Annotated in this window: 11 protein-coding genes; 7 read left to right on the top strand and 4 right to left on the bottom strand. The window is 68.0% G+C overall.

The window, feature by feature from the left end:
- Nucleotides 1–5: 5 nt before the first annotated feature.
- Entirely contained in the window at nucleotides 6–836 is an 831-nt protein-coding gene (locus tag LDL49_RS10490; protein WP_225290773.1) for an SDR family oxidoreductase, read from the bottom strand.
- Nucleotides 833–1,546 carry a thioesterase II family protein gene (locus LDL49_RS10485; protein WP_225290772.1) on the bottom strand — a complete coding sequence of 238 codons (714 nt, stop codon included), beginning with the start codon at nucleotides 1,544–1,546 and terminating at the stop codon, nucleotides 833–835. Before LDL49_RS10485 ends, LDL49_RS10490 begins: the two co-directional genes overlap by 4 nt.
- A 448-nt stretch (nucleotides 1,547–1,994) precedes the next feature.
- Here LDL49_RS10485 and LDL49_RS10480 point away from each other — a divergent pair, with 448 nt between their 5' ends.
- From LDL49_RS10480 to LDL49_RS10470, 3 genes are read left to right on the top strand one after another with little or no spacing between them, the layout of a single operon-like run.
- Nucleotides 1,995–3,347, top strand: coding sequence for a LysM peptidoglycan-binding domain-containing protein (locus LDL49_RS10480; RefSeq protein ID WP_225290771.1), 1,353 nt, complete (start codon nucleotides 1,995–1,997; stop codon nucleotides 3,345–3,347).
- Nucleotides 3,348–3,363: 16 nt separating this feature from the next.
- Nucleotides 3,364–3,666, top strand: coding sequence for a hypothetical protein (locus LDL49_RS10475; protein ID WP_225290770.1), 303 nt, complete (start codon nucleotides 3,364–3,366; stop codon nucleotides 3,664–3,666).
- Nucleotides 3,667–3,681: 15 nt separating this feature from the next.
- Nucleotides 3,682–4,116, top strand: coding sequence for a YbaB/EbfC family nucleoid-associated protein (locus LDL49_RS10470; protein WP_225290769.1), 435 nt, complete (start codon nucleotides 3,682–3,684; stop codon nucleotides 4,114–4,116).
- Between the two features lie 47 nt (nucleotides 4,117–4,163).
- On the opposite strand, the gene leuA is transcribed toward LDL49_RS10470, so the two are convergent.
- Both leuA and ddaH read right to left on the bottom strand, forming a co-directional pair.
- Nucleotides 4,164–5,870: a 2-isopropylmalate synthase gene (leuA, locus tag LDL49_RS10465; protein ID WP_225290768.1), complete on the bottom strand. Its 1,707-nt coding sequence runs from the start codon at nucleotides 5,868–5,870 to the stop codon at nucleotides 4,164–4,166.
- Between the two features lie 162 nt (nucleotides 5,871–6,032).
- Complete coding sequence (ddaH, locus tag LDL49_RS10460) at nucleotides 6,033–6,776, bottom strand: dimethylargininase (RefSeq protein WP_225290767.1); 744 nt, start codon at nucleotides 6,774–6,776, stop codon at nucleotides 6,033–6,035.
- 38 nt (nucleotides 6,777–6,814) lie between these two features.
- Between ddaH and LDL49_RS10455 the strand changes: the two genes are divergently transcribed.
- From LDL49_RS10455 to LDL49_RS10440, 4 genes are all read left to right on the top strand, one after another.
- Nucleotides 6,815–7,060 carry a DUF2630 family protein gene (locus LDL49_RS10455; protein WP_225290766.1) on the top strand — a complete coding sequence of 82 codons (246 nt, stop codon included), beginning with the start codon at nucleotides 6,815–6,817 and terminating at the stop codon, nucleotides 7,058–7,060.
- Between the two features lie 148 nt (nucleotides 7,061–7,208).
- Nucleotides 7,209–8,528 (top strand): MFS transporter, encoded by a 1,320-nt coding sequence (locus LDL49_RS10450; protein WP_225290765.1) that lies wholly within the window; start codon nucleotides 7,209–7,211, stop codon nucleotides 8,526–8,528.
- Nucleotides 8,529–8,537: 9 nt separating this feature from the next.
- A complete protein-coding gene (locus LDL49_RS10445) occupies nucleotides 8,538–9,215 on the top strand; it encodes a response regulator transcription factor (protein ID WP_225290764.1) in 678 nt (225 codons plus the stop codon).
- Complete coding sequence (locus LDL49_RS10440) at nucleotides 9,212–10,549, top strand: sensor histidine kinase (RefSeq protein WP_225290763.1); 1,338 nt, start codon at nucleotides 9,212–9,214, stop codon at nucleotides 10,547–10,549. Before LDL49_RS10445 ends, LDL49_RS10440 begins: the two co-directional genes overlap by 4 nt.
- The last annotated feature ends 5 nt before the right edge of the window (nucleotides 10,550–10,554 follow it).

The raw sequence follows: 10,554 nt of genomic DNA, 5'->3' as shown, positions 1-10,554 counted from the left end.
GGGCGTCAGCGTGCGGTGAAGCCGCCGTCGACGGTGAGTACGCTGCCGGTGACCTGCCGGGATTCGTCGGAGGCCAGCCATACGGCGGCCGAGGCGACGTCGTCCGGCTCGATGAGGGTGTTCATGGGCTGGGCCTGCACGAAGGCCTCCTCGTGCTCGCCCACCGGCACGTCGAGCGAACGTGCGATCTCCGCCAGCATCCGGCCCTCGACCTGGGGGTCATCGCGGACGGAACCAGGGCACAGGGCGTTGACCCGGACCTTGCGCGGGGCGTAGTCGAGCGCGACGGCCTTGGTCAGGCCGATGAGACCGTGCTTGGCGGCCACATATCCGGCGAAGTGCCGATATCCCACCAGCCCGGCGGTCGAGGCGATGTTGACGATGCTGCCGGATCGCTGCTCGACCATCAGTTTGCCGACCGCGCGGATGGCGCGCCACGCACCGGAGAGATCGACGTCGATCATCAACTGCCACTCGTGCTCGTCGATCTCGTGCGCCACCTTGCCGGAAGGGGCGGCGATGCCGGCGTTGTTGACGAGGACGTCGATGCGGCCGAAGCGACCGATTGCCATGGACACCGCGGCCTCGACATCGTGCGTCTCCCGTACGTCGGCCTGCCTGGTCATGACGGAGACGCCGAACTCCCGGCAGAGTTCGGCCGTGTATTCGAGCTGACTGGCGGAGCCGAGCGCGTACGGCACCCCTGGCAGGCCACGCGCGACGTCGAGCAGCACCAGGTCGGCGCCCTCCCGCGCGAACATCCGGGCACTGGCCCGGCCCAGCCCGCGGGCCGCGCCGGTGATGACGGCCGTCTTCCCGGACAGGCGCATCGTCATCGCTCTTCCGGCGTCGCCAGGTCGGCGCCGATCAGCCGCAGCAGGGGAGCGGGATCATCGGCCAGGTACATGTGCCCTCCGTCGAGCTCGACGGTGTTGAACCCGGCGGTGGTGGCCCGCTCCCACTGAGCGATCAACGCCATGTCCACCAGCTCGTCGTCGAGACCGTGTACGGCGGTGATCGGTGTGGACAGCGGCTTGTCGGACTGGGGTCGGTAGCTCTCGTGCAGTTCTACGTCGGCGCGCAGCATGGGCAACAGCAGCGCCCGCATCTCCGGGTCCTCCAGGGCCGGGTGCGAGTATCCGGCGAAGGAACGGATCCGGGCCAGGAACTCCTCGTCGGCCAGGCCGGTGGCGCGACTCTCCCGCCCGCTCCACGGCCCGGGGGAACCGCTGACGTACAGGCGGGCGAGCCGCAATCCGGTCACGCCGCTGAGCCGGTGCGCCAGCTCGTACGCCAGCACCGCCCCGAGGCTGTGACCGAAGACGGCCACCCGGGAACCGGGGCCGATTCGCTGCAGCACCTGCGAGCACGCCTCGTCCGCGGCGCGGGCGGCATCGGTGTGCGGAGGTTCGACGAAACGCTCCTCACGGCCGGGCAGTTGCACCGGCAGGATGCTCAGGCCCTCGGCCAGGTAGCGCTGCCATCCTTTGAAGAAGGAGGCGCCGGCCCCGGCGAAGGGCAGGCAGATGAGGTAGGTGGGTTCCATGATCCGTTCTCCCGTCTGTAGACGGTGTCTCGGCTGTGGGGGGTTTCGCATCGCCTGTCGCGGCGCCGATGGTCATAGCGCTGCGAACAGTCGCGAAGCGTCACTGAACGTATGCATCCTTGATCGACAACGTCAAGATCCACATTGCCGATCTAACAAACACTTAAGGTTCGGATGTGCAGGACGGGGCCATACTGGCCGTCGCACGTCGTTGATTGTCGGATCTCTAGCCGAACATCCCTCTGCGTGCCACAATGCGGGGCACCGCAGCGATCATGACCATATGACCCGATGCCGCCTGCCCCACCGGGCACGACTTGGGAGGGTGGGCCTCGGGCACCTCCCTGCGCTTGCGGATCGAGCACAGGGCGACGCTTGAGGGGAGCACATGGTTAACTTTGACCCGCGCGCCGAGGTCGACGCGCTGTCGCAGCTGATCTCGACGATCATGAACGCCATGAAGGCCGCAGGCAACGACAACGACGAACGCCAGCTGGCGCAGATGTCCGAGGCGTGCAAGCAGCTGGCCGGCAGCCTGGAGTCTGTGGGCGACAAATACATCGACCCGGCCGTGCAGAAGGGCCGCAAGCAGTGGACCGGCGACTCGGCCACGCACCACCAGGAGATGGTCGACACCTACTTCGACCCGGCCGAACGGCAGGCGCTGGTCAAGAGCCTCGGCCACGTGTCGGAAGTGCTCCTCATGGCCAAGGAGGCCACCCACGAGACCAAACGGGCGTTCAGGGAGCTGCTGAAATCCATCCTCCAGGCGGTGGCGATCAGCGTGGCCCTCTCCATGTTCACGGGCGTGATGGGCAGGTGGGCCGCGTGGATGGCCAGAGCCAAGATCGCCGCTCAGGGCGCCAGTCTCGCGGCCACCATCTTGGCGCGGCTGATCTGGTTGCTCCAGAAAATCGCCGTACCCCTGCGCAAGCTGGCCGAGCTGATGAAGAGGAGCAAGGCGCTCAGGAAGGGCCTGACGCTCTTCAAGTCGCAGAACTGGGTGCTGAACGGCACGCAGGGCATGAGTTTCGGTAAGACGGCCCTGACGTCCTTCAGGAGCTACGCCAAGATGTTCGGCCTCCAGATGGGCGCCGGCCAGCTCATGTTCGTGGGCCTGGGCCGGGAGCTCAAGGGCCAGTCGTTCTTCGCGCCCTTCGGCCTCCAATACGCGCAGATGGTGAATTCCGCGGCGATATCGTCGGCCTTCCCCTGGGGCCGCGTCGGCTGGGACAAGGCGAAAAAGGCGTACGGTGCCAAAGCCCTCTTCGCCGCGGGAGCAATGACGGGAACGGGCTACACGATCGTCAACGACAGACTCGAGGGCAAGACTCTGGGGCAAATGGTCAAGGACATTGGGAAGGTGGCGGTGCTGAACGGCGGCTGGGGCGCCCTGAACGGTTCCGCCCTCCGCAAGTTCGGCATCACCGGCGACTTCCAGGTCCAGCTCTTCAATTCCACCGGCGCGATCATCCCCGGCACCGCCCTGCGTAACCTTCCCCCACCCATCGGCGTCCCCTTCAAGCAGACAGATCCGCCACCGCACATCGACCATAAGAAGTATCCAGAGCCTGATACTCCCCCATCGATGGACCGCCAACCGGAGGGAACCGCCACCACTGCCCCCCGGCCCTCGTCACACCAGGTCGGAGCACAGGAAAGTTTGTCTGCGATCGCAAAGCGGGTTTACGGCAGCGAAAGATACTGGCCCGAAATCTACAACGCCAACCGGGACGTCATCGGTTCGGACCCCGGGGCCCTGAAACCAGGCATGACGCTTAAACTTCCGAAGCTGAAGTGACCGACTGGAGAGTGCGATGACAGGAAAGAGCCAGGAAGTCGGATATTCCGCGGACGACCTGAAGAAAGGCGGGCAGGCCGCCAGCGAATCGATGAAACTGCTGTCCGATCCCCGAAACGCTTTCGCCGAGGCGGCCAGGCCGACGTCCAGCTGTTTCGGCCTGCTTCCCGAGGGCTCCCAGGAACTGGCCGACGACTACCTGAAGTTCTATACCAACACCATCGACTGGGTGGACGCCCTGATGTGGAACCTGAACAACGCGGGCCTGACCCTGGACCAGACCAAGAAGAACTACGACCGGACCAACCCGGTCAGATAATCCCCAAGAGAGAACATGAGTTCCGACGACCCCAAAAACATCTACCGGGACGAACTCCACCGAATCTCAGAGCAAGCCGAACAGGAACACAGCCGCCTGAAGAAGGCCGGTGGCGGCTTCAAGGACGCCTACGGCGCCGGCGAGAGCGCCGACGGCAAGATCAAGGCCCGCACCGACTCCAGCGGACGCATCACCGAGGTGCGCCTGGACCCACGCGCGATGAAACTGAGCAGCCAGGACCTCGGCGAAGAGGTCACCCTCGCGGTGAGGCGCGCACAGGACGACTGCGAGAGGCGCCATGAGGAACTCCTGTACGACGCCGTCGGCCGGACGCCACCGTCCCCTGACGCGGCCATGGCACAGTTCGAGGAGGTCATGCACACCTTCAACCGCGCCATGAACAACCGAGAGACCCGACTCGACCAAATCCTGCGGGAAATGGATGAGTAGGTCGACCGCGCCGCCCGTGATCAGGGGGCGCGGCCGACTGAGGATGGTCAGCGCGACGCGCGGTTGACCGCCGAGATGATCGCCTTGAGCGAGGCCGTCGTGGTGTTTGCGTCGACCCCCACCCCCCACAGCACCCGGCCGTCGACGTCGCACTCCAGGTAGGACGCCGCCTTGGCGTCGCTGCCCGCGCTCATCGCGTGCTCCACGTAGTCGAGCACCCGCACCCGGATGCCGACCTTGGCGATCGCGTCGATGAAGGCCGAGATCGGGCCGTTGCCGACGCCTTCGATCTCGCGGATCTCGCCGTCGAGCCGTACGTCGGCGCCGATGCGGTCCCGGTCGTCGCCCGCCGACTCGTGGCGGTGGGCCATCAGGCTGAGGCGGCCCCACCGGTTGGCCGGGTTGGGCAGGTATTCGTCCCGGAAGATGGAGTACATCTCGGCCGAGCCGATCTCGCCGCCCTCGGCGTCGGTGCGGGCCTGGACGACCTTGGAGAACTCGATCTGCAGCCGTCGCGGCAGGTCCAGCTGGTGGTCGGCCTTCATGATGTAGGAGACGCCGCCCTTGCCCGACTGGCTGTTGACCCGGATGACCGCCTCATAGGTACGGCCGATGTCCTTGGGGTCGATCGGCAGGTAGGGGACGGCCCAGGTGAACTGGTCGACCGGCACTCCGGCCGCGGCCGCGTCGGCCTCCAGGTGGTCGAAGCCCTTCTTGATGGCGTCCTGGTGGGAGCCGGAGAAGGCGGTGTAGACCAGCTCGCCGCCCCACGGGTGGCGCGGGTGCACCGGCAACTGGTTGCAGTATTCGACGACGCGGCGGATCTCGTCGATGTCGCCGAAGTCGATCTGCGGGTCGATGCCCTGGGAGAACAGGTTCATGCCCAGGGTGACCAGGCAGACGTTGCCGGTGCGCTCGCCGTTGCCGAACAGGCAGCCCTCGATGCGGTCGGCCCCGGCCATGTAGCCCAGCTCGGCGGCGGCCACGGCGCTGCCGCGGTCGTTGTGCGGGTGCAGTGACAGGACGATCGAGTCGCGGTACTTCAGGTGGCGGTGCATCCACTCGATCTGGTCGGCGTAGATGTTGGGCGTGGCCATCTCGACCGTGGCCGGCAGGTTGACGATGACCTTGCGCTCGGGCGTGGGCTGCCACACGTCGTTGACCGCGTCGCAGACCTCGACGGCGTAGTCCAGCTCGGTGCCGGTGAAGGACTCGGGCGAGTATTGGAAGCGTACGTCCACGTCGGTCGCGTCGGCGAGCTTCTTGACCAGCTTGGCGCCCTCGACGGCGATGGCGGTGATGCCCTCGCGGTCCTGCCCGAACACCACCCGGCGCTGCAGCGTGGAGGTGGAGTTGTAGAGGTGCACGATGGCCTGCTTGGCGCCCTCGATCGACTCGAAGGTGCGCTCGATCAGCTCGGGCCTGGCCTGGGTCAGCACCTGGATCACCACGTCGCCGGGGATCCGGTCCTCTTCGATGATCTGCCGGATGAAGTCGAAGTCGGTCTGGCTGGCCGCGGGGAAGCCGACCTCGATCTCCTTGTAACCCATCTTCACCAGCAGCTCGAACATCTGCAGCTTGCGATGGGCGTCCATCGGGTCGATCAGTGCCTGGTTGCCGTCACGCAGGTCCACGGCGCACCATCGCGGCGCTTCGGTGATGACCCGATCAGGCCAGGTGCGATCGGTCAGCCGGATCGGCTCGAACGGCTGATAACGCTGGAAAGGCATCGGGCTGGGCTGCTGAGCGGTCATGTCGGGAGCTCCTCGTCGGTCGAAAGAAAAGCGGCCGACGCGCATGGCTCGCTCCGCGGCGAGGGAGCCGGCCTTAGTGGCCCCCGCCGCGGCAGCTAAGAAGGAGGCCACGCAGCATGCCTTGCACGCTACCAGAGGTCTCGCCGTGAACTGTCCCCGATCTCACATGATGAGAACCGACAGGCAGGTGACGCAGCCTTCCAGCTTCTCGAATTCCGAGATGTCCACCAGCGTCACCTCCAGGCCGCGCTCCTGGAGCATCGCGCAGGTCCGTGGCGCGGAGGCGGCCATCAGCACGCGGTCGCCGCCCAGCAGCACCACGTGCGCCCCCGACTCCTCGGCGGGCACGAGCAGTCCCGGCAGGTCCGCGCGGTCGGGGTCGCCGATGAGCGTGCCGTCCGGCAGCGCCGTGACGGCCGACTTCAGGTGCAGTACGCCATTGAGGTCCACGGGCACCACCTGCCGCTCCGGCAGCAGCGCGGTGAGCTGGGTGATCCCCTCGTCGTTGGTCCTGCCCGACCTGCCGACGTACACGGTCCTGCCGACCTGCAGGACGTCGCCGCCGTCGAGCGTGCCGGGCCGGGCGATCCTGACGGACTTGACCCCGAGCTCCCGTACGAGGGCCGCCACGGTGTCCACCTCGGGCCGCCGCTCGATCGCCCCCGGTCTGGTCAGTACGGCCAGCCGGTCGCAAACCACGACCATGTCCTCGACGAAGGGCCCGTCGGGCAGGTCGTCGGCGGCTTCCACGTGACGTACCTGCCACCCGGCCCCCTCCAGGGCGGCGACGTAGCGTTCGTGCTGGTCAAGGGCCCGTTCGTGGTCGACCGGTGCGCGCTCCACATGCGTGACGATGCCCTCGGAGATCCGGGGGCCGGGCTTTCTTACCAGCGCGATACCAGGCATAGGCCGTGTTCTATCACGTAGTAACTACAGTCTTGGACATGCGGGACAACGAGATACTCAGCAAGATCAGTGACCTGGTCACCGAAGAGCACGAGCTGCGCGGCAGGCTGTCGGCCGGCGAGGTCAGCTCGGACGAGGAACACGCGCGGGTCAGGGAGCTGGAGACGGCTCTCGACCAGTGCTGGGACCTGCTCAGGCAGCGCAGGGCCAGAAGGGACGCGGGCGAGAACCCGGACGGCGCCAAGGCCCGGCCGGTCGGCGAGGTGGAGAACTACCGGCAGTGACGGGAAAACGGGCCTGATCTCACCTCTCCGTTTCCCTGATGTTAAGCGGACGTTAGATCTAGCCCGTCTCCCCTTGTCGGAACAACCTTCTGCGGAGAGGCTCTGGCCTGCACCTACTCCCCCCAGGCCCCGCACAGGAGGTAATCCAGTGAGCCAACCCCGCGTGCCGTGGAAAGCAGTGATCGGCGGTTCCGTCGGCAATCTGGTCGAGTGGTACGACTGGTTTGTCTACAGCAGTTTCGCCATCTATTTCGCCGCCTCCTTTTTCCCCGAGGGCGACGCCACCGCACAGTTGCTCAACACCGCGGGCATCTTCGCCGTGGGCTTCTTCATGCGCCCGATCGGCGGCTGGCTGCTCGGCCGCTACGCCGACACGAAGGGCCGCAAGGCGGCGCTGACCATGACGGTCACGCTGATGTCGCTGAGCGCGCTGCTGATAGCCATCGCCCCGACGTACGCGTCGGTCGGCTACTTCGGCGCGGTGGTCCTGCTGATCGCCCGCCTCCTGCAGGGCATCTCCGTGGGCGGTGAGTACGCGGCCAGCGCCACGTACCTGACGGAGGCCACCCCCGCGGGCAAGCGCGGCTTCGCCTCTAGCTTCCAGTACGTGTCGATGACCGCCGGCCAGCTCGTCGGCCTGGGCCTGCAGATCATCCTGCAAAACACGATGACCAAGGAGGCGCTCAACTCCTACGGCTGGCGCATCCCGTTCGTCATCGGCGCCCTCGGCGCGGCGGTCGTGTTCTACCTGCGGCGCAACCTCCTGGAGACCGAGGCGTACGACGAGGAGGAGCAGGACAAGGGCGAGAAGAGCGAGCGCGGCACCATCAAGGCGCTGATGGCCCACAAGAAGGAAGCGCTGCTCGTCATCGCCCTGACCATGGGCGGCACGGTCGCGTACTACACCTACACGACCTACCTCACCAAGTACCTGGTCCTCACCGCGCACATGGAGAAGGCGACCGCGTCGCTGGTCAGCTTCTCCGCGCTGTTCATCTTCATGTTGATCCAGCCGCTCGCCGGTGGGCTGTCCGACCGGATCGGCCGCCGGCCGCTGCTGATCACTTTCGGCATCGGGTCGATGCTCGGCACCGTACCGCTCATGACCGCGCTGTCCAGTGTTTCCGGCTTCGTCGGCGCGTTCATCCTGTCGCTCGTCGGCCTGATCATCATCACCGGCTACACCTCGATCAACGCGGTGGTCAAGGCGGAGCTGTTCCCGACGCACATCCGGGCGCTCGGCGTGGCCCTGCCGTACGCCATCGCGAACGCCCTGTTCGGCGGCACGGCGGAGTACGTCGCGCTGTGGTTCAAGTCGTCGGGCATCGAGTCCGGCTTCTACTGGTACGTCTCGGCCTGCGCCGCCGTGTCGCTCGTGGTCTACCTGACCATGCGCGAGACGCGCGACGCGGCGCTCTCCCGCTCGGAGCGAGAGGGAGCGGCGGAGTCTGTCCCCGTCCGGGCCTAATCTGGCCTGATGCGAGTTCTCCTGGTCGAAGACGACGATCGACTCGCCTCCGCGCTCACCACGGCCCTCGCGCGCCACGGCCACCAGGTCGCGCGCGCGGGGCTGGCAGTCGACGCCCTCCGCCTGGCGGGGGGCGTCGACTTTGTCCTGCTGGACCTGGGCCTGCCCGACATGGATGGCCTTGAGGTGCTGCGCCGCCTGCGCCGGGTGTCGGCCGTGCCGGTCATCGTGGTGACCGCCCGCACGGAGGAGCGCGAGGTGCTCCGCGGCCTGCGGTCCGGGGCCGACGACTATCTGGTCAAGCCGTTCCGTACGGTCGAGTTGATGGCGCGCATGGAGGCCGTGATGCGCAGGGGCACCCGCCCGATGCCGACGCGGGACCACGTGGTGAGTGTCGGCGATGTACGCATCGACCTGGAGGCCAGGCAGGTCACCGTGTCGGGTGAGCAGGTGACGCTGACCAGGCGCGAGTTCGACGTGCTGGCGCTGCTGGCCCGCGAGCCGGGCGTGGTGCGCAGCCGCGAGGAGATCCTGGACGAGGTCTGGGGCGACCCGCTGCTGTCCGCCTCCCGCTCGCTCGACGTGCACGTGGCCGGGCTGCGGTCGAAGACCGGCCGTCCGCACCTGGTCGAGACGCTGCGCGGCACCGGCTACCGCCTGGGTTCCACCCCACTGGCCGGCGCGTGAACTCCCGCCTGGTGGTCACGTTCACCACGCTGATCGTGTTCCTCATCGCGGCGCTGGCGGTGCCGCTCGGCTTCGCCTACGCCTCGCACCGTACGAACCGGCTGCTGCTCGACCGCCGCGCCGACGCCACCCGCTTCGCGGAACTGGCCGACCAGGCCGCCCGCGACGACGACCGGACGGCGCTGACGGCCGAGGTCGTCCGCTACGCCGACCTGTACGGCGCGGCCATCCGCGTCCGCGACAGGGACGGCATGATCGTGGTCACGGCCGGCCGCTTCGACGGCGACGACCAGGAGGAGACCCGGCTGGCCCTGAGCGGCCGCACGACCGAGGACCTGCCCACGATCAGCCCCTTCGGCCCGGCGAAGGTGCTGCTGGCCGAGCCGGCCGGCCGGGACGCGCAGCTGTCCGGCGTGGTGCTGCTCCAGGCCCGCACCGACCAGTCGCGGCTGGACGTCTCGCTCGTCTGGGGCGCGCTGGCGCTGGGCGCGCTGATCGCGCTGGGTTACTCGGTGCTGGCGGCCAGGCAGCTGGCCCGCTGGATTTTGCGCCCGGTGACCGAGCTCGACCGCACCACCCGGGCCATCGCGGAAGGCCACCTCGACGCGCGGGCCCATCCGGGTGCGGGGCCCTCGGAGCTGCAACGGCTGGAGGAGCGGTTCAACGCGATGGCCGACGCGGTGTCGGGCGCGATGGAGCGGCAGCGGGCGTTCGTGGCCGACGCCTCGCACGAGCTGCGCACCCCGCTGACCGTGCTCGGGCTGCGGCTGGAGAATCTGGAGCCGCACCTGCGCTCGGACGGCACCACCGAGTTCGAGGAGGCCATGGGCGAGCTCGACCGGCTGGCCCTGCTGGTGGAGGACCTGCTGGCGCTGGCCAGGGTGGAGGCGGGCGCGGGCACCGAGACCAAGGAGATCGAGCTGCGGCCCCGGCTGGCGGTGTGGCGGGAGGTCTACCCGGCCAAGGATCTCACCCTGCGGGTGGAGGTGCCGGAGATGTCGCTCGTGCCGGAGGCGGCGGCCAGGGTGGCGGACATCGCGCTCGACAACGCCCAGAAGTTCGTGCCCGCGGGCGGCACGGTGACGGTCACGCTCTCCGACGGCGTCCTGCGGATCGCCGACGACGGGCCGGGGCTGGCCGAGGAGGAGCGGGGTGACGCGCTGGGCCGGTTCTGGCGGTCGGGCGCGCACGCGAACGTGCCGGGCAGCGGGCTGGGGCTGGCCATCGCCACCGAGCTGGCCAAGTCGTGCGGGGCGACGTTGAGCCTGCTGCCCGCCGTACCCCATGGGCTGGTCGTGGAGTTGCGGCTGGCTCAGCCGTACACGGACTTGTAGCGCTC

It is taken from the genome of Nonomuraea aurantiaca (assembly GCF_020215705.1).
Taxonomy (GTDB): domain Bacteria; phylum Actinomycetota; class Actinomycetes; order Streptosporangiales; family Streptosporangiaceae; genus Nonomuraea; species Nonomuraea aurantiaca.
The sequence above is the reverse complement of the archived record's forward strand: the minus strand, read 5'-3'. Positions and strand labels throughout refer to the sequence as shown.